Origin of the sequence: Chryseobacterium sp. WG23, assembly GCF_024586575.1 — a bacterium.
Taxonomy (GTDB): Bacteria; Bacteroidota; Bacteroidia; order Flavobacteriales; family Weeksellaceae; genus Chryseobacterium.
On record NZ_JALCZE010000004.1, the window covers coordinates 60,862 to 81,311 of the forward strand.

Genomic DNA, 20,450 nt, shown 5'->3' on the forward strand with positions numbered 1-20,450 from the left:
TAATCACTGAAATTAAGAGCGCGGAACCAGCTATGCTAATGGGTGGTGGAATGCCAGCAATGATGTAACAGCGTGTCACTGAGATCATTTAATATATAAATCTCTATTTTTATAGGGCGGTTTTTGTTCATAACTAAATACGGTTTTCCGTAAAAAAATATCATTATATTTTTCTATTTTAGCAAATCGTCCAATAATTCTTTTTAATAAATTACAATAAAAACAAAATAATGTCAGAAAATTCTAATTCAGCTCAAACAGACTTAACTATCCGAAATGAAAGTATACAGAGAATATATAATTTTTATAAAAATAATATTCTTTATGTTAATAGAAGATATCAAAGAAAATTAATATGGACTTTTGAAGAAAAACAAAGATTTATAGACTCTTTAATAAAGGGACTTCCTGTTCCCTTAATTCTTTTAGCAGAAACAACAATTCATGGTTCTACGGCCTTCGAGATTATTGATGGTATGCAGAGATTAAATACTATCAATGCATTTATTGAAGGCGAATTTACTCATGAAGGTTGTTATTTTGATTTAAATACATTAGTTGAGTCAAAATCTTTATTAGATAGTGGAGAGTTAATTCAAAAAGAACCAATTTTAGATCGTCTACTCTGTGAACGATTTGCTAGTTACATTTTACCTGTTTCAGTTTATTCATTTACAGATGAAGATAAAATTGACGAAATTTTTGTAAGAATAAATAGTTATGGTAGACATTTATCTAGACAAGAGTTAAGAGCCGCAGGCACACTTGATAGCTTTGGTGATTTGGTTAGAATTGTTTCTACGGATATTAGAACAGATGTATCCCATGATGATATTCTAAATCTGAAACGTATGAAAGAAATTAGCATTACTAATGTCGGTTTAGATTATGGTATAAATGTAGATGATTTATTTTGGGTTGCAAATAATGTTATTACTAAAGAAATGGTTCGTGAATCTCGTGACGAGGAAATTGTTGCAGATATTTTATCAGCAATGGCTTTTATGACAATTCCAGCAACGAGTTCTGGAGTATTAGACGAGTATTATGGTTTAAAAAAAGGAGACAAAACTGAAGAATTATCTTTAGCTTTAAATAGAATTGGGGCTGATGTTTTACGAAATCAATTCCTCACAATCTATAATATAATTAGAAAAGTTATTGAGATATCAGGAAAGAATTTACGAGACTTATTATTTAATGAACATGCCCAAAGAATTCCTAGATATTTTCAAACAGTATTTTTAGCTCTCCATAAATTAGTTTTCAAAGAGAATAAAGAAGTAAATAGTTATACTGAACTAATTGCTAAATTACAAGGCATTGCATCACATATTACAATAACAGAAGGAGGGAATTGGAGTTCATCAAATAGAGTTTCAAATGTTGATGCAGTTTCGGGAATAATTTCTTCTGCATTTAAAGAAGGAACTGATGATCCTGGTGCTTTTAAGTGGTTAACAGAGTTTGAATCACTATTAATGCAATCTAAAACAGAACAAACCTCGTACGATTTTAAGCAAGGATTTACAAAATTAGATGGCACAAATCAATTTAATGAGGATAATTTCAGTAAAATTATTTTAACTTTAACAGCAATCGCCAATAATTCTGCACGCAATACTGGATATGTTTGTGTTGGAGTATGTGATAGTAAAGCTGATTCAGATAGAGTTAAGACAATTTATGGAGTTGAAACAACTAAATATAGAGACTTTTATGTTTCTGGAATTGAACACGAATTTATATCTATTGCAAAAGACAGAGATGATTTCTTTAGACAAATTATTCAAAAAATCAAAAGCCAGCCTATCTCTGAGGATGTCAAAGATTATTTATGTAAAAACTTAAGGTTAATTAATTATTTTAATAAGGATGTAATGATTTTTAAAATTGCATCATTAAACACTCCAATGTTTTATAATGGTAAATACTATGTAAGACACGGCGCAAATGTTCAAGAAGTACAGCCAGAAAAATATGCTGATTTTTTCTTATCCTATAAATAATTTTCAAAATTCCTTTTCTTTTAAGAAAGAAAATATATTTACAACGAAAACTATTAGCTAATTTAGCACTGCTAATTAGAATAAACCCACTCTACTCCAGAGCAGGTTTATTTTTCAATTATAAGTACTCTCACATGATATAAATTTTTAACTTTGAGTCAAAATAGAATAATTCTTGTGGATGGACTCCCCCGCTGCGCAAAGTCTCCCGACTTTGAGCTAGCAATATAACAAAGTCAATCTTTAGAGGTTGACTTTATTTGTATAGTAAGACCTTGAATAGTTATTCTAAAATTTATATATTTAGAATAAAACAAACACAATGAAAGAAGGTTATATTATAAGAGATCAGGATAAACCTCATTTTATTACTTGTACAGTTATAGATTGGATTGATGTTTTTTCCCGAAAAACCTATAGAAATATCGTTATAGAAGCGCTAAAATATTGTATCAAAATAAAGGAATGATAGTGTACGGCTATGTCATCATGACTAATCACATTCATTTAATAGTACAATCAAAAAGTCATAATTTATCAGATTTATTAAGAGACTTTAAAAAATTTACCGCCAAAAATATCTTGGAAAAAATCAAAAGTGAACCTGAAAGTAGAAAAGCGTGGATGTTAGAGAGATTCTCAAAAGCAATCGAAACGCATAATAGAAATAAGTGCTATCAATTTTGGCAATATGGGAATCATGCTGAGGAAATATTTACATCACATTTTATGTGGGATAAGTTAAATTATATCCATCTCAATCCTGTAAGGGCTGGATTTGTTGAAAAAGGATATCATTATCTTTATTCTTCAGCTGGTAATTATGTTTTTGGAAAAGGATTACTTGAGATTGAGATTGCTGAAAATCTAGTCATAGATCCTACTAAGAAAAATGAATTTTGGAAATATAATAATTATGATGAATGAAATAAGTGCTCAAAGTCGGGAGACTTTGCGCAGCGGAAAATCTCTACCGGGCAATACCGACAGCGGGATGATAAAAGTTGAGTATGACAAATATGACGAGGAGGATTACGAAGTATTTGAGGGAAATATTTATGACTTCTTAATTAAGGAAATTAATAATTTAGAACAAGATTACCAGGAGTATATCAACGAAGGAAAATCATAACCCATTTTCACACAACCTTTCAATATGAATCCACAATAAAATCCTAGGTCTCCCCACTTCGGATTCTTTATCATTACCCTTGCTAAAATACCACTACCATTTCCTATTCCCAGATTTTACCTATATTTGTTTCTATAACGAGCAAATATGCAAAACTAATAACCGGCCGTTCATGAAACTCTATACTTTAATAGCAGTACTATTTTTGCTATTCTTCAGTTGTACTGAGAAAGGCAAATACATTGTCGGCCAGGAATGGCAGTACAAAACCCGTCCTACGGAAAAAAGCTCAATTCTTAAAATTTTAAAGATTGAGGAATATCCTAAAACCGGAAAAGTAATTCATATTTCCATCAGTGGTTTGAAAATGAGAAACCCTGCCAGTCCCAAAGGTTTTGCAGAATACATCAGCCATCTTCCTATTTCAGAAGAAGCTTTAGACAAAAGTGTCACTAGCCTGAAAAATAAGACAGGCAAAAAACCAGATTCCCTTGAAATGGACGGCTATTCTTACTGGAGAAAAGATTTTGACAAAGGAAATGCCGGGATATTTACCATTCCCGTTTCTGAAATTGTCGGGCAAATGGAAAAATCTATTGTTGCAGGGGATTATGTTAAGTAAATTTCCCAGATCATCCAGTTTCACACAATTCTCCCAACTTTGCGCAAATAAAATAATTATCCAAAATCAGGAAAGCTTCTAAAAACAAGCATTAGCAAAACAATAACAGAAAAAACAATGACATTTTTATTTACTGCAAGAGGAATATACGATAAGAACTATGAAGACGGAACGTCTTGGGATAAGTATATTGAATGGTCTAAACTAAGTCATCTCAAAGAACTTGTTTCGCTGGATGGAATGCTAAATGAAATTTTAGTTGAGCCAGACTATGATAATGCCAACGATTGGGATTATATTCACGTTATTGAACAATACCAAACAGGCTTTTTTACAACCCTTGATTTTGTATTTAAAAGATTAAGTTCGAAAGAAAAGTTCAATCTTCTGGCAGTTGTTGTAGCACCAGATCAGGAATGCAGCCAAATTAATATGGACGGGTTTGAATTTATAGGGTATGAACTGCTTGATCAAGATTTCAACATTAGTGCTTTGACTAATTGTGGTGGCTTCTTAGAAACATTTTTACCAACAGACCTAAACAACAAAGGACTTATTGACGAATTTGAAAAAGCATATGACATCAAAAAACGACTTCTGGAAAATAACCCTGATGAACACCATGCAGATACAAATGTAATTGCAGTTTGGAGGCATAAAACAACTGGCAGGTAAATAATTGACACTTGAGAATACTATCTACTTTTGTTCTTCTACCCCTACTGCACAAAGTCTCCTGGCTTTATGCAATTAAACACAAATCCAAAGTCAATACTCAGTTGGAACATGTATCTCCGTTGGTTCTTGGCTTGCTTTCTGAGAAAGAATACCAAAATCCTCTGCTGCTCTTTAAAAAAGCATTCAAAGAATACAGCATCAAGTAATTTGATTATTTTATTTCCGGTATGGTTTATTTCTCAATGGGCATCTATAACAATCTTCCGGAAAGGAATATGATAAACCCGTACATTCATCTCATCAAAATACTGGATGCAGCGTACCTTCTTCTTGAAAGGAGAAGGAAGAAATAAAAGTGGAAATTCCGGGCTCAAATCAACATTATCATTATAGTATATACTTTATATTGGTACAATATGTAAATTTGGGCCTTACTAAACATACAAATACGTCCAATAATTTATCCTAACTTTTATCTATCTTTGTTTCCATAGCTCACTAAAACACATGAAGAGAATATATTTAATATGGATTTCATTACTTTTTATAGTAAGCTGTTCTAAAAGTAATACAGAAGAGAAAACAGACCTGAACAAAATAGTGAATACTGTTTTGAAATACGAATCCAATCGTAGTACTTCAAAAGAGAACATCTATTTAGTTAATCCTGAACTTTTACAATTAAAAGTCTATAGTCCTAGTAAAAAAGAAATCTTGGGAGAAGAACCGGGATCACCACCATTTTTTAATAAAAGTGTTGTTCATTTGCTTGATTTGAAGAACAATAGATTAGAAGAAAGAAAATCTGACTCTTTGCATCTATTACAACAAAACCAATATATTTTTGATTCTCTGAAAATTGATCGTAAAATAAACCCCAATATAAAACTCGCCACTAAGGAAGATATTAATAATCGTGTAAAGTTCTATGAATTTTCCAATCCTGTGTACTTCAAAGACGGATATGCTTATATAGAATCGAGATATTTTGACTCTTCTTTTGGAATTGGTTTTGGCTATCTTCTGGAAAAACAAAAAGATGGAAATTGGATGGTAAAAAAGGTGATCAATACTTTTATCACTTAAAAACACTACCCAACTCCACAAAGTCTCCCGAGTTTGCACAAATAATATATATAGCTCAGAAATCTACAAATTTAAAATTCAACTAAAAGTATTTCTTAATATTTGAATATCATGAAATTTTTAAATTATCTATTAACTTACATTACCGTATTATTTTTTTTTAACGTCAGCAGCCAAACTTTCAATATTAACGAGCGTTTCATTCAAATCAACACTCGTGATATTTTCAGACCTGCTTCCCGAATCCAGATGATAAGTTCATTAAAATTTAAGAATGAATATTATTCTATATTTCAGGAAGATCAATTATATTATATGGGACATTCCCAAAAATATTTGGTAAAATATAATATTTCGGGAGAAATACTGGGGACTGTGATACTACCTGAAGATCTTTCCCGTAGTTATTATTTAGATTTTTTCGTATCTGATAACCAGCTCTATATCCAACAAAATAATAATGAAAGGTATATTCTTGATGTAAATGCAAACAAATTTATAGAAACAACTAAAGGAAATGACTTAGTTTATACTGATAACAACTACAAAGTTATGTATAAAAATTTTGGAGAATGGGGACAAGCAACCTGGTTTATTAATAAAAAAGACAAATCAGAATATTTCACAAGCCTCAATGGTCAGGACATTAATTTCCTTTTCGGAAAATTTTACTTAACAAACGTTTCTTCAATCTGGGAAATTCGAAATCCTAAAGAACTAAATAAATGCAGCTCTAATCAGCACTACAATGTAATTAACAATAAAAAAAATGGAATATTTACTTCCTATGATAACGTCAAGGGAATTAAGCCTATATATAGAGATACAATAGAATTTGATCCTTACGTTAGAAATTCTATTGATAAAATAAATTATGCTTTCATAACTTCCTTTGTTACTAATAATAAATTATATCAGATTACCCAGCTAAAAGATAAAACGGCTATTTCCAAAGTTAGACAGAATAAGGTGGAAATTGTTAAAGAATTTAATGAAAAATACAGATTTTTTTCTTGGCATAATCAATTCAGAAATAAACAAAACAAATACAAATTTTTAAAATTCCAAAATGGATATAACTCATTCGGTTTTTTTGAAGTAAATGATAACAATATTGACATTACTAAAGTTAATTACACTCATGACACAATACAATATACTAAGTCTGACAATATTGTACAGTTACTCTCCTTCTTATCTGATAAGAATGCTATTTCGAAAAAAGAAATAATTAATTTTGAAAAGAGAACAAAGGGGACTGACCTCCAAAAAAGAAGAAACAATATTAATCATAATTCCTATTTTCCAAAAAAGTTTAATAAGATTGAAGTAGAAACAATTAATTATTTAAAATCTGAAAATGAATATATCACCCAAAACATTGATTATTTATTTGTTAAAAAAGATGAAATGCTAAAAGCAATCTTCTTGGATTGGGATAAGACAATTTTTGTTTATTCTGTTGGTAAAGACTTCTATCCCATCAGAAACGAGAACTATCTTGAAAGTGATAAAAAATTCAGAGAGAAATATTCAGAAATTCAGGAACAGTTAAATAAGATAGGAGAACAAGTTAAGGTTACCACTCCATCAGGCAAAATAAAATATAATGCATGGATTTTCAATGGATGGCGTATTAATCTATATGGAATTTCAGAAAAGAATATTTATGGAATTAGAGCTTTAATTTGCAGACAGGATGACTTTAATGAGAATGAATAGATCTATGCTCAGCAAAGTCTCTCGACTTTGCACAAAAAAATAAATCATCCAAAGTCAGGAGACTTCGGATAGCGGTATAGCGGTGTAACCGTAGCCCTGAGAGGAATATCATAACCCCGTACATTCATCTCATCAAAATGCTGGATGCAGCGTACCTTATTATTGAAAGGAAGGAAAAAATAAAGCCTTAAAAATTAAAAAAGATGATTTGATGTAAACTCAACTTCTTAATTATAAGTCTGTTTAAACTAACCACAAAAGTCACAAAAGTTTTTATTTTCAAAACACTTTAGTGCACTTTAGAAAGTTTAAAATAATACAGCATAAAATACATTGAAGAAAAAAAAATCAAAGATTTTTCAAAACTTATGTGGACTTATTCTGTACCAGGATATCCTCTTAAGCTCCCTTAAGTGTTTCAATCTTTTGTGCCTTTTGTGGTTTCATAAAAAAGTTTAAACTGTTTTTATATACAATCACTTCTCCTTTATCTTCTTTCTATGCTTCAAGCCAAAATTAATTAGGGCATTGACAACATCTTCAGTTTCTTTGGCATGTGTGGTAAGTGCATACGAAACTGTAACAGGTTTGGTGTTATTAACCGTTCGGGTAATCAGTAAATTATCTTCCAGTTCCTGCAGCTCTTTGGATAGAACTTTTGGACTTATTCCCAAAGCCGTTTCCTGCAAATCTTTAAACCGCATTGTTTCGTAATAATACAAATTATGCAGAATACAGAATTTCCATTTGCCCCCCAATAATTCAATCGCATCTTTAAGGGCTAATATTTTTTCTTTATTGATGTCATTTTTTTTGGCACTCATAGTATAGTTACTTTCCAAAAGGTAATGGATAGTAAAGGTAAAGTTTCTTTCACATAATTTTACACTGTAAAAAAAATGAAAGTAACAGTAATTGCCAATATTTCGGCTAATGGTAAAGTATTATTATCCGATCATCCACATCATCAGTTGCCACCAGAAGCAATGGAGTTTTATTTAGAATTCGCAAAAAAAGTTGGGAACCTTGTCATAGGCTTGAAAACCTTTGAAAGTTTTTTAACCTTCCCACAGGAAGTCAAAGAACATTTTAGCGGAATAGAAATCGTAATACTCTCTGAAAAACCCTACGCATCAAAAGGCTACAAAACTGTTGAAAGCCCCGAAGAAGCTATTGAATATATGTCAGAAAAAGGGTTGCAGGAAATGGCAGTTGGCGGTGGAACAGGTGCTTTTAATGCCTTTATAGACAAAGATTTGGTAACGGACATTTATTTTAATATTCATCCATTAATCACAGGAGTTGGCGGTGTATTAGGAAACAGCAGTGAACTGAACTCAAAATTTAAACATAAAGAATATAACCTTAAAGACGGTTTCCTTCAACTGCATCTAAGTAAAGAAGACTGAATAACAACGATCTAAAAAAGGTGAATACAGTCTCAGATATATTCTTGACGAAAAAAATATGAATAACCGAGATCAATTATTAACATTACAATCTGTCTATTACCAGACACAAGTATTAAAAACCGTTCTGTAAAAACATGACGGTTTTTTATAAAGTAAATACCCTCGCGACCGCACGATTGTATCGTGTGGTTTTGGCCTTAGATTATATTATTAGAATGTTTAATTTATAATACTTGAACCACACGAAAGGATTCGTGCGATAGCGAGGGGGCAGCGGGGAGCTTACCGCAATATACCTGAAAGTAATATCGTCAATTCATACATTCATCTGACTAAAATGCTGGATGTTGCACACCTTATTCTTGAAAGTCGAAGAAAGAAATAAAGAGCGTTAAGCTGCTCAAAGTCTAGTATGATCGTTGTTTTACATTTAATTCTACGTCATTGATGAAAACAATCTAAAAATATTAACACAATTGGATCTGTTTTATATTAGGCAATGTGTAAATTTGGATATTATCTGCCATTTTGCAGAATATACAAACTGACAAAAAAATAAGATATGGTTTGGAAAGCATCAGCTATAATAATTAATAAACCGACACAGATAGACAACGAAACGCTACTAACAGAGCTAGGATTTAATAATCTGACAAGAATTGAGGATGAGCCTTTTGAAGTTGCTATTAATCCTGATGACAACAAGGTTTATATCGGTTCATATAAGAACAACTTATTGGTTTGTGCATCCGGGCTCAAAAGTCAGGAGACTTTGCGCAGCGGGGGGTGCCTTTATAAGTTTTGATGGAATCCTGTATAACAAAAAAGACTTTGCCATATTAATGTGGGGAGCTGCAGTTAAAAAAACAGGGATAACAGAACTCAACAAAGCACAATCACTTTGGCAGGAGATTAATGAAAGGAACTTAACAGAACCTGAATTAAAAGCATTGCGAAGATTTTGAAACGAAATTTTAAAAAGTACTTCTTGCTAATATCCTTTCGATTGAGCAACAAATTTAATTGTAAATAAAATGATACAGTTAGAAGAATTAGACAAAATCAAAATACTTGAATTTCTAAAATTACAAATGTCAAAAAAGAAATTTGTAGTAACTCCTACTTCTATTTTAAAAAAATGTGGTTTTCCTGTTTCTGAGCATCACTTCCTACTTGAAAATAAAGCACTGATTTTAAAACTAAAATATATTCTGGAAGAACTCAATGAAGAAGGTATTCTAATCCAAAGGGAATCAAAACAGGATTTTAAAGGAGTAAAAGAAATTGGATATGACTTTATTACTTAATAACAATCAAGGGTGCTTTTTAAGTTCTCGGAATTGACTTCACCCTAATCCTTGAAGCTTAATTTTATATTGACACTCAGTACTAAAAAAATATCGAATTCTTAATAGAAATAAAAACAAACACTAAATCTTAACACCATTGAAAACAAAATTATTATTCCTTTTATTTTTGGGCTCATTGTCAGCCTATGCACAAACACTTCATTTTAAAAATCTCGCTAATATGTCTGCAGGCAGGGGTGCCATAACCAGTGTAATTGTAAATGACAATATATATGTGAGCAATGGATATCAGGAAAAAGGAGGTATCGCCAATTATATTGAGAAATATAATATTACTGATAACAGCTGGAGTGTTCTCAATTCTGCTTTACTTACCAAAAAATTTGCTAATTCGGAAACTTATAATAATAAAATATATATTTTTAACGGTTGGGGAAATAGTCATCTTGAAATTGTAGACCTTGCCACCAATACAATAACGAAGGGAGCTGTTAATCATTCCTATACAGGAAATGCAGGTTCTGCCATCTATAATGGTAAAATATATGTGTTTGGTGGCAGCGGATTAAATGGAGCCAAAAACACCGTATTTTCTAAAAAATTTCAGGTGTACGATATCGCTTCAAATACCTGGAATCCATTACCGGATATGCCCACAGCCAGAGAAACAAAGGGCAAAATTGTTAATGATAAGCTTTATGTCATTGGTGGTTTTAACGGTACCCCATCCCGTCTGATCAATGTTTACGACCTCAACACTAATCTTTGGATCAAGCAATATACGATGCCTTCTGGTATATCGGGACACGCATTAGCGGTATCCGGTAATAAGATTTTTATTGTAGGTGGTTTTAATAATCAAACTTTTCTGGCCTATTTTGATACTACAACCAATAAATTGCATCAGTTATCATCCAATATGATTCCCAGAAGACATGCTGCAGCGGAAGTATATAACAATAAACTGTACATCATCGGTGGAAGTACAACTTCTCTCACCAGCTCAGCTATTAAAAGCATACAAGTGGCAGATATTAGTGAGAGTATACTTTCTGCAAATACAGCCAATGAAGATCATGAAACTGAAACAAGGGTCTATACCAACGCAGCCAGAGACGGTTTTCGGATCAGTAATAAAAATAACAGCAATCAGTTTGAATATACCATTCTCTCAAAAGATGGGAAGCCAATCAGTAAAGGTTTTGCCTATTATAATAAAATAATAGATTTATCAAAAGTCGGAAGTGGAATTTACTTTTTTAGTTATAAAAATGAAAAAGGGGTTTTGCAACAGGTTAGAATTGTAAGATAATAAGCATATTTTTTTAAAACTCTATTTCTGCGAATACTCGTTTTGAAAATAAAAATTGACATAAACCTCTTTGCAAATGCCATGAAAATCTTCATTCTGATCTTAGCTTTATTACTCCTTTCATCTTGCAGCTCACAAAAAAAATTGCAAGGAATTTATAAATCTAATAAAGCTGAATTTGATTTCTTCGTCACTAAAATCGAATTAAAGAATAGCAATGAATTTAATTATGTATTTTCTGGAGATCTTCAGCATACAGAACTTTCTGGCCTTTATAAACTGAGCGGTCATAATCTGTATTTAAAATTCAGTAAGAATAAAGGAGAAATAGAATCCTTAAATGATTCATTAACCATATCTGACATATTATCCGGCAACTATCATAATTATGATTTAAAAAATGAAAATGGGATCAACCACCACTTAAAATATAAAATTCAGGGAAATAAACTCTTTGCTTACGGAACTAAAGACGGGCAATTGAAAAAAAAATCAAAAATATACACTAACCAGAAGAAGTTTTTATTTTTTGGTACTAAATGGAAAAACAAAAGAGTTTATCTCAAAAAAATTACATCTTAGAATCATTAATAACATCATACACCCGTTCTGTCTTTTAAAGCAGGATTCTATTTTATGCTTCTAAAATAAAAACATCAACAAAGCTCTAGGTATGATATTACTGTAATTCGTAGATTTGAATCATGTACACTACCATGAAAAAGATACTCTTAATAAGCATTCTGTTATTTTTGACATCATTAAATTTATTTGCACAAAATAAACTTCCGGAAAATTTACAACAAGCTGTAATATTTTTGGGTAAAGATTGCCCTGATAGGGTTAAAAAACAAATTAAAAATATTCATAATGATAGTTTAATTTATTCTGTTTATCCATTCGCAAAGACAAATCCATATCAAGACTACCGAACAATTTTTAATTGGACAAGTGAAAATGGTAATCCCAGAATCACTAAATATTTAAATAAAAAAAGAATTTTTGATCATCAGTCAGAAATCTTATTATATGCTTTTAAGCAATATTTGATAAATGGTAAAATCACAGAAAAAGAAATACTTACCAAATATATTGTACTTCAAAAAAAGACGGATGATAACAACAAGGTAAAATATACAACAGATAGTATTAATAGTGTGTATATCCCAAAAGATTTGCAAGATTGCTTTGCTCAGATAAATATATTTTGGAATGAAGACACAAAGACGCAAGTGAGAGCTTTAAAAGAAGAAGAATTTACAGGAAAAGTTCATCTGGGATTTGGAATGTGGATGAGAAATAATTGGCAACTTTGGGGAGGCTCAAGACTTTCAAAATATTTTAATGATTTAAAAATTTATCATCCTGATGATATGTCGGGAATTATTTTAGTAAGCTATCACAGATATTTAAACAGCAAAGAAATTAAGCTTGAAGAACAAGTAAAATATTATCAGGATTACTGGGAAAGCTCTGAGAAGAAAGCAAGGAAAGGAAAAATAGAAGAATTTTCCAAATACAAAATTGGGGATAAACTCAACTTCAACTATCAAAAAGGATTTGTAAGTAAAGAACAGGAAGATAGATATGATAATGATACTTGTATGGCGACGGGAATAATTACAGAACGCAACGAAAAAGACTTTTTAATCAAAGTGAAGCTCACTGAAACTTGTGATAAAAAAGGAGTTATATATTATGACAATGAGGAACATAGAATATATGATCCGAAAACCAAAAGGTGGAGCAAGCCTCCAAAAAGAATTATCAAAAAAGTAAAACGTAATAATGAACAATGGTTTGAATATAAAGATTGGGAAACTACCGAATAAAAAAAACTTTTAAGTCACAAGCATTTTAAACGTCGATTTCTTATCTCCTCTTAATTTAATCGCCAATCTTGTGTAAAGAATGTCCCCCACTCTCGACTTTGAGCAAAACAAAAAATTCTCAAAACCACTAACAAAAAATTAAACATGCAATCTTGTAAACAACTCCTCTTGCTTTCCATTATTCTGTTACTTCTAACGAATAATACATGGGCACAAACAAACAGGATCAACCAAATTGATTCTCTGATGAAACGGTCAAATCAGATGGGTGACTTTAACGGAAATGTTTTAGTGTCAGAAAATAATAGAATTATTTACCATGCTTCTTTCGGCTTCACTGATGCTACAAAAACAAAGAAATTAACAACTGACTACAGGTTTAATATTGGTTCTATTACCAAAGAATTTAGTGGTGTCGCATTACTTCAATTGCAGGAACAGGGGAAATTAAAAATAGAAGATCATGTTTCCCAATATATTCCGGAATTACCCAAATGGGCCAGTGAAGTCACCATAAAAGATTTGTTACAGTATACAAGTGGACTACCCAATGTAAATTGGAAAAAAATTAAAAATAATAAGGACATTTTTGATGATTTAAAATTAATTGACAAACTAGATTTTGTTCCAGGAACTCAATACGATTACAACATGAATAATGTTTTTCTAAGGCAGTTTATTTTGGAGCGGATTACGGGAATGCCTTTTAACCTGTATGCAGAAAAGTTCATTTTTAAGCCTTGTAAAATGACATCTTCTGTAATGACTCCTTTTGAAAATGAAAACAACATCGCCAAAGGATTTAATAATGATTCAGTGGCAGACAAAGCGGATCTGCCCCTAACAGGAGGAACTTACTTAACAACTCTGGATTTACTGAAATGGTCAGGCTGTCTTCATTCCAATAAAGTCATCAACGCAGATTCATTATTTGAGCTGGGGCAGCAATTTAACCTACCGGAAACTCAATCTTCTTTAGGACAGGCAAAATTTAAAAACAGAAAACTAATTGAGCATGTACACGATGGGAGATACGGAAACTATGAAGCCTTATTAGTTTCTGATCTCAATAAAAAGCTGACTATTATTCTGCTAGGAAACAATCACAACGGAAAATTATTTGAAATTTCTGATGCTATTACAGGAATTTTGAAAAACAAAAAAGAAAGATAAGATCATGAAAAAAGCATTTGAATTCCTCAGCCATTTAAAAGAAAATAACAACCGGGAATGGTTTGCCCAACACAAGCCTGAATATGATTTGATTGTAAAAGAAAACAAAGATTTTTTTAATCAGATCTATACTAAACTTCAGGAATATGATAATCTGAAAGGAATTCATATTTTCAGAATTTACAGGGACGTTCGTTTTTCTAAAGATCAGACTCCGTACAAAACCAATTTCGGAGTGGGATATTCCCGTTCAAAACCGATGTTAAGAGGTGGATATTATATTCAGCTGGAACCCGGCAACAGTTTTGTAGGAGGCGGATTCTGGGGACCTGAAACCAAAGACTTACTTCGTCTCCGTAAAGAATTTGAAATCAGTACCACAGAAATCGAAAAGATTACTTCTGACGAAACCTTTGTAAAATATTTCGGAGAGCTCAAAGGTGATTCCGTAAAAACGGCTCCAAGAGGTTTTGATAAAAATCATCCGGCTATCGATTTAATCAGAAAAAAGCAATTCGTAGTCATGCGAAAATTTACCGATAAAGAGGTTTTATCCGATAATTTTCAAAAGGAAGCTGTGTTAACTTTACTGGCGATGCGCCCCTTTTTTGATTATATGAGTGAAGTACTGGCAACAGACCTCAATGGAGAGCCTTTATTTTAACTCTGAATCAGCTATAATTTTCAGCTACACTATCTCTAAAATACAAATAAAACTCTGAAAATGTAATAATTAGACCACTGAAATTGTTTTTATATAAAAGCCAGTATGAAAAACCTAAACTACAATCTTCTTTTTGTTTTGCTGATTATTTTCTGCCAGGCACAGAAAAAACAGTCCCCGGAATTCAAAAGAACCCAAAAAGAATTAACGGATAAACTCGCAAAGATCAGTAAGAATACAAGCTTCAATGGATTTGGAGTGGCGCTGGTGAATGATCGTGATATATTGTATCAAAACGGATTTGGTATTGCCACTTTAAAACCTTTTCAAAAATATGATGAAAACACCGTTCAAAATATAGCCTCGGTTACAAAAACATTAATTGGTATTGCAGTCCTTAAAGCTCAGGAATTGGGAAAATTAAAACTGGATGATCCCGTTAATCAATATCTTCCATTTAAAGTAACCAATCCCTATCATCCGCAAATCCCGGTAACGATCCGGCAATTGACCACCCACACCTCTTCTATCAATGACAATAGCGCCTATTTAAATAATACTGTTGTTTTAAAAGATACTGTCGATCTCGCCAACCATCTACATATTGATATCTCTCCTACCCACTTCAATCCACCTTCTGCAAAAATTTCCATTGAAGAGTTTTTAACTCATGTGCTCAGCGAAAAAGGAAAATGGTATGCTAAAGATGTATTCACCGAAAATAAGCCCGGTGAGCTCTTTAATTACTCCAATATTGGAGCCACCTTGGCAGCACTGGTTCTGGAAAAGGCAACAGGAATGTCCTATGACACATTTACCGCGAAATATATTCTTGGGCCCTTACAAATGAATCATTCCGGCTGGAAATTTAATGCTGTCAATTTTTCAAAGTATACGCAGACATTTATCAATAAACAAACACCCTACCCCTATTATTCACTCAACACTTATCCTGACGGAGGATTGCTTACCACTTCCAGTGATATGAGCAAATACCTTCTGGAACTCATGAAAGGATATTTTGGAAATGGAAGCATTCTTTCCAAAGAAAGTTATAAAGAATATTTTACGCCACAGCTGAAAGCCGAAAACTTCAAGGACAGAAGCAACAGTGAATACAGCGACGAATACAATATGGGCATCACAATGGGCTTTGGCTCTACCGGAAACTTTGGCCACACCGGCGGCGATCCGGGAATGAATTCCGTGATATGGTTTTTTAAAGATCAAAAGATGGGCAGATATTTAATCGTCAATACAGATTGGGATCAAAAAGTTTCGGGAAAAGACCAGAAAGCTATTTATGACCTGCTGGATGAATATTTTATAAAACTGGATGCACTGAGCAGATTACATTAACATTTATACGTAGATTTGGGTAATAACCAATATGATATGAAAGCTCAGGACATTGAATTATTACTGAAAGAAAGAGTTACGGGATTAGAATTAAAAAAAACAGCATTTGAGAGTCTTACTTATATATTTTTAAACAATGCTGCCGACAAGAATTTTTTATGTGGCTTCGAACAACAGGAAATTAAAACAATTTTTGACGGATACCAATATCTTATTGACAGGCGTTTCGGCAGCTCTATTATTAGAACAAGAATAGGGTTGTATATTGAAAACGAAATTTATCTTGACAATTTAGAACCCATTGGTTATTACGAACTGGAAACAGATTTGGATGGTGAAGTATTAGACGACTGGTTTGTTATTGAAAAAGAAAAACATTGAAATAGTGTGAATGCTACGATGAAACAAGCAACACTAAAACATACTGTATGGACAAAAATGAAAAAGAGCGAAGAAAACAAATCCTAAATGAGCTGAGACAAAAGCAGCAGGAAGAATTTGAAGTTACAGATTATCTGGTGGTAATCAATACCGACGAAAATGGACTACTAGATGAGATAGCAATGGAAAGCTAACCTAAAAAACTAAGATATTTTTATTAAAAAAAAATAAAACACTAATGTCAAATGCTGAAAAGGTAATTAACGAAATCGATACATTTTTAGAAAAGTCGATGCTCAAAACCTCTACAATCACCGGAGAAGAATTCATCAGTTTTATAGAGGGAAAATGGGAAGAAGCTGATGATAAAAAATATGATATTTATCAGGCTTACATTATAAGCAGCCGGATGATCAACGAATACATCCGGGAAAAAGATTTTGAAAATATGATGAGGTGGCTGGAGATTTCAGACCGCCATTCCGCTGCTCAGAAAGATGCTTCTTATATCCGGAATTATTATACCGGAGAATGCTGCCTGGAATGTGGCAATGAAGAAAAAGCCCTGGAGTATTTCAATTTATGTTATGCTGAAAATCAGGATTATATTTTTTCAAGAGCCCCTTTTTGCTATGAATTTTTCAATAAACATCTTGATGAGCCAAGAGACTTGCCTGATCATGCAGAAAGTGATGATGACTATCTCGATCTTAGTATCGAACTGAAGTACTGGCAGACTTTCTTCGATCAGGAAGATCCTGAATTTTATTATGAACTCCTGGATGAGGAAGATGAATATATGGACGAGCCGACCCAGGAACAGCAAAACGGATTAGAATATTTACAAGAAAACCAGGAAACCATCTTAGAAAAAATATTGACTGATCTTTTAAAACAGTACCCCGATTTACAAAAAAATTACAACTATTCTGAAGAAGATAAAACTGATTTCATGCCTGATTTAAAAGATATACAAGGTTTTGCTCATCTTTTATCACCCACTTATTTTTATATTACTTCAGTAGTTAGAGATCACTACCCATACATCGGTTTAGGTTTTTCGTGTTCCTGGGACAGCGAACATGGGTTGGGAGTTATGATTCATAAAGACCGGATTATAGAAATAGGAAGCGCAGCCACGGCATTTGACAGCTGGGCAGCGGAAAAGGACGTAAACAGTATCAACAGCTAGTTTTCTTACCTGGAGAATAGGAAATGATAGGAAAGCTCAGAAACCACTCTAATTTTTTGAAGTGGTTTTTTGTTTTGTTAACTTTATGAATGTATTATTGTAAAAAATTATTGCCATGTACATTCAGGTTTCTGAAGACTTCAAAAAGAAGAGTAAATCCGCTATTCTTGCGATTAGCATTTTCGTTCTTGTATATATCCTTATGTTTCTTTTTACCATTATTTTGGCTGTAGCCTGTATTGGTGGAGGGATCTTACTTATCATCACCAAACCCATGTTCTTAACCCTCATGTTGGGAGTAGGAGCTGCAGGAACAGGCGTTTGTGTTTTCTTTTTTATCATCAAATTTTTATTCAAGAAACATATCAACGACAGAAGTTATCTTACAGAAATTACAAGAACACAGGAACCTGAGCTTTTTAAAATGATTGATGAAATTGTAAAAGAAGCTGAAACGGATTTCCCTAAAAAAGTATATCTATCCTATGATGTAAATGCCAGTGTTTTTTATGATTCAAGTTTTTGGAGTATGTTTCTTCCTATTAAAAAAAATCTGACCATAGGCGTTGGATTAATCAACACCTCTACTAAACAGGAATTAAAAGCTGTTCTTGCCCATGAGTTCGGACATTTTTCGCAGCGTTCTATGAAGGTGGGAAGCTATGTGTATAACGTGAACCAGATTATTTTTAATCTTGTTAATGATGATCAATCCTACCGGAACTCTATAGAAAGCTGGGCAAGTATGAGTGGTTATTTTTCCATTTTTGCAGCGATTTCCCTTTTTATAACCAATAAAATCCAATGGGTTCTTTCTAAAATGTATTCTTTTGTCAATATCCGTCATATGGCACTTTCCCGAGAAATGGAGTTTCATGCCGATGAAGTGGCTGCCCATATTGCAGGTTCCGTTTCATTGGAAGAATCTCTTCTCAGGATAGAACTGGCAAGCAACTCTTATAACAACGTGATTAGTTTTTACGATGCTAAGGTTTCCAAAAATCAGGCGAGCAAAAATATTTACAAAGAACAGTCTTTTGTGATGAATTTCCTGGCCACACAAAATGAACTGGAAATGAAACATGATCTTCCTAATGTAAAACTTTCAGAATCTGGCCTTTTTAACAAGTCTAAATTGATGATTGAGAACCAATGGGCATCGCACCCTTCTCATGAAGAGCGTATCGCAAGACTTCGAAATCTTAATATTATAAAGGATACCGACAATGGACACGCCAAAAACTTATTCCAGGATTTTGAAAAAACTGAAGAAAAACTTACTGCAAAGCTCTTTTCAAGGGTTAAATACCAAAAAGAAAGAACTGAACTGGAACTGAACGTTTTTAAAACAGAATTTGAGGAACAATACAACAGGGATTCTTTCGACAAAATTTTCAACAGTTATTACGATAACAAAAACCCTGATTTTACCATTCAGGAAAACACTACCACAAAAGATCTTCTTTTTGATGATCTTTTCAGCAAAGAAAAAGTAGAATTAGTCTATACCCTGATCGCTCTTGAAAGTGATAAAAAAACAATTGAAGCTATTGTCAATAAAGAATTGGTTTTAAAAACATTTGATTACGACGGAAAGAAGTATACTGCTCAGGAAGCTAAAAAACTGATTCCTGAAATTGACCATTCTATTTCTGAAATACAAAAACAAATTCAGCAGAATGATTCCGACATTTATCACTATTTCTTTTCCTCCTCAAATGATTCCGGTAAAAAAGCTGAATTTATAAATGCTTATCAGCTTCTTTCAGCATATGACAACAGCTATGAGGAAAAATTAAAGGTTTATACAGATATTGCTCAGGCAGCAGCCTTTATGAGCACGAAAACAATGCCTGAGCAGATCAAACGAAATTTCCTGAATCTAAAACCATTGGAGGATACATTAAAAAATGAAATCAGGCCTTATTTAGAAAATACTGCTATCTCATTTTATCTGGAAGAACAGGAAATAAAAGATCTGCACTACTATATTGACAACAATTTAATGTACTTCAACAATGACCATTATATTGATACCAATCTGCAGCTTCTGATGAGAGCCATTAATGTCTACCCTTACCTTCTCAACAGGAAGTATTTCCTTATGAAAAAAGACCTTTTGCATACAATGAAAGAATTGGAAAATTCTGGTTATACGGAGAAGGTGAATTGATATTTTACCCTTAACTTAACTGTGAAAGATTGATGACTACCTGTCCCAATTTATCTTCATTACCTCATTTTGTGAATTTTTTTTTATTAATTTAGATCTCTGAATTAATAACATTCCTCGTTAAAAAACATACTAGAATACGATCTTAACAATGAACACAAAGCTGGATACCATCCTATTTTATGTAAAAAACATTGAAGTGATGAAAAACTTTAATGTTGAAAACTTTAATGTGAAAGTCATTGAAGAAGATCCTGTTTGGGTACTCCTGGATGCAGGAGGTGTAACCTGGCATTTCATAAAATCGGAGATCAGTATCTTGAAAAAATAGATGAAGGATATCTATATGACAACAATACCAAAATAGTTTTTACAGTTGATCTTGATATAGAA

Annotated in this window: 22 protein-coding genes; 21 read left to right on the forward strand and 1 reads right to left on the reverse strand. The window is 32.4% G+C overall.

Annotated elements, in window-relative coordinates:
* Window positions 1-230 precede the first annotated feature (230 nt).
* The 7 genes from MP477_RS07255 (at window position 231) to MP477_RS07285 (ending at window position 7,249) form a co-directional block, all read left to right on the forward strand.
* Window positions 231-2,009 carry a DUF262 domain-containing protein gene (locus MP477_RS07255; protein WP_257189787.1) on the forward strand — a complete coding sequence of 593 codons (1,779 nt, stop codon included), beginning with the start codon at window positions 231-233 and terminating at the stop codon, window positions 2,007-2,009.
* A 489-nt stretch (window positions 2,010-2,498) separates the two neighbouring features.
* Window positions 2,499-2,936, forward strand: coding sequence for a transposase (locus tag MP477_RS07260; protein WP_306552723.1), 438 nt, complete (start codon window positions 2,499-2,501; stop codon window positions 2,934-2,936).
* A complete protein-coding gene (locus tag MP477_RS07265; protein ID WP_257189788.1) occupies window positions 2,926-3,141 on the forward strand; it encodes a hypothetical protein in 216 nt (71 codons plus the stop codon). Before MP477_RS07260 ends, MP477_RS07265 begins: the two co-directional genes overlap by 11 nt.
* A gap of 172 nt (window positions 3,142-3,313) precedes the next feature.
* Window positions 3,314-3,763, forward strand: a complete 450-nt coding sequence (locus MP477_RS07270; RefSeq protein WP_257189789.1) for a hypothetical protein — start codon at window positions 3,314-3,316, stop codon at window positions 3,761-3,763.
* Window positions 3,764-3,880: 117 nt separating this feature from the next.
* Complete coding sequence (locus MP477_RS07275; RefSeq protein WP_257189790.1) at window positions 3,881-4,438, forward strand: hypothetical protein; 558 nt, start codon at window positions 3,881-3,883, stop codon at window positions 4,436-4,438.
* Between the two features lie 510 nt (window positions 4,439-4,948).
* On the forward strand, window positions 4,949-5,527 hold the full coding sequence (locus MP477_RS07280) for a hypothetical protein (protein ID WP_257189791.1): 579 nt from the start codon (window positions 4,949-4,951) through the stop codon (window positions 5,525-5,527).
* Between the two features lie 315 nt (window positions 5,528-5,842).
* A complete protein-coding gene (locus MP477_RS07285; RefSeq protein WP_257189792.1) occupies window positions 5,843-7,249 on the forward strand; it encodes a hypothetical protein in 1,407 nt (468 codons plus the stop codon).
* Between the two features lie 476 nt (window positions 7,250-7,725).
* On the opposite strand, the gene MP477_RS07290 is transcribed toward MP477_RS07285, so the two are convergent.
* On the reverse strand, window positions 7,726-8,073 hold the full coding sequence (locus MP477_RS07290) for a helix-turn-helix domain-containing protein (RefSeq protein WP_257189793.1): 348 nt from the start codon (window positions 8,071-8,073) through the stop codon (window positions 7,726-7,728).
* Between the two features lie 75 nt (window positions 8,074-8,148).
* Between MP477_RS07290 and MP477_RS07295 the strand changes: the two genes are divergently transcribed.
* From MP477_RS07295 to MP477_RS07360, 14 genes are all read left to right on the forward strand, one after another.
* Complete coding sequence (locus MP477_RS07295; RefSeq protein ID WP_257189794.1) at window positions 8,149-8,658, forward strand: dihydrofolate reductase family protein; 510 nt, start codon at window positions 8,149-8,151, stop codon at window positions 8,656-8,658.
* A 565-nt stretch (window positions 8,659-9,223) separates the two neighbouring features.
* The gene (locus MP477_RS07300; protein ID WP_257189795.1) at window positions 9,224-9,466 is read left to right on the forward strand and encodes a hypothetical protein; all 243 of its coding nucleotides are present in this window, start codon (window positions 9,224-9,226) and stop codon (window positions 9,464-9,466) included.
* A 286-nt stretch (window positions 9,467-9,752) separates the two neighbouring features.
* On the forward strand, window positions 9,753-9,968 hold the full coding sequence (locus MP477_RS07305) for a hypothetical protein (RefSeq protein WP_257189796.1): 216 nt from the start codon (window positions 9,753-9,755) through the stop codon (window positions 9,966-9,968).
* 139 nt (window positions 9,969-10,107) lie between these two features.
* Window positions 10,108-11,283 carry a T9SS C-terminal target domain-containing protein gene (locus tag MP477_RS07310; RefSeq protein ID WP_257189797.1) on the forward strand — a complete coding sequence of 392 codons (1,176 nt, stop codon included), beginning with the start codon at window positions 10,108-10,110 and terminating at the stop codon, window positions 11,281-11,283.
* Between the two features lie 81 nt (window positions 11,284-11,364).
* Entirely contained in the window at window positions 11,365-11,865 is a 501-nt protein-coding gene (locus MP477_RS07315; protein WP_257189798.1) for a hypothetical protein, read from the forward strand.
* A 134-nt stretch (window positions 11,866-11,999) separates the two neighbouring features.
* Window positions 12,000-13,115: a DUF6794 domain-containing protein gene (locus MP477_RS07320; protein WP_257189799.1), complete on the forward strand. Its 1,116-nt coding sequence runs from the start codon at window positions 12,000-12,002 to the stop codon at window positions 13,113-13,115.
* A 246-nt stretch (window positions 13,116-13,361) separates the two neighbouring features.
* Window positions 13,362-14,288 (forward strand): serine hydrolase, encoded by a 927-nt coding sequence (locus tag MP477_RS07325; RefSeq protein ID WP_257189800.1) that lies wholly within the window; start codon window positions 13,362-13,364, stop codon window positions 14,286-14,288.
* 4 nt (window positions 14,289-14,292) lie between these two features.
* Window positions 14,293-14,952 carry a DUF2461 domain-containing protein gene (locus tag MP477_RS07330; protein ID WP_257189801.1) on the forward strand — a complete coding sequence of 220 codons (660 nt, stop codon included), beginning with the start codon at window positions 14,293-14,295 and terminating at the stop codon, window positions 14,950-14,952.
* 105 nt (window positions 14,953-15,057) lie between these two features.
* Window positions 15,058-16,311: a serine hydrolase gene (locus tag MP477_RS07335; protein ID WP_257189802.1), complete on the forward strand. Its 1,254-nt coding sequence runs from the start codon at window positions 15,058-15,060 to the stop codon at window positions 16,309-16,311.
* Between the two features lie 36 nt (window positions 16,312-16,347).
* Entirely contained in the window at window positions 16,348-16,692 is a 345-nt protein-coding gene (locus tag MP477_RS07340; RefSeq protein ID WP_257189803.1) for a hypothetical protein, read from the forward strand.
* 47 nt (window positions 16,693-16,739) lie between these two features.
* Complete coding sequence (locus tag MP477_RS07345) at window positions 16,740-16,886, forward strand: hypothetical protein (protein ID WP_257189804.1); 147 nt, start codon at window positions 16,740-16,742, stop codon at window positions 16,884-16,886.
* 44 nt (window positions 16,887-16,930) lie between these two features.
* Window positions 16,931-17,884 carry a hypothetical protein gene (locus MP477_RS07350; protein ID WP_257189805.1) on the forward strand — a complete coding sequence of 318 codons (954 nt, stop codon included), beginning with the start codon at window positions 16,931-16,933 and terminating at the stop codon, window positions 17,882-17,884.
* A gap of 115 nt (window positions 17,885-17,999) precedes the next feature.
* Window positions 18,000-20,057 carry a M48 family metalloprotease gene (locus tag MP477_RS07355; protein ID WP_257189806.1) on the forward strand — a complete coding sequence of 686 codons (2,058 nt, stop codon included), beginning with the start codon at window positions 18,000-18,002 and terminating at the stop codon, window positions 20,055-20,057.
* A 151-nt stretch (window positions 20,058-20,208) separates the two neighbouring features.
* Window positions 20,209-20,388, forward strand: coding sequence for a hypothetical protein (locus MP477_RS07360; RefSeq protein WP_257189807.1), 180 nt, complete (start codon window positions 20,209-20,211; stop codon window positions 20,386-20,388).
* Window positions 20,389-20,450: the final 62 nt, after the last annotated feature.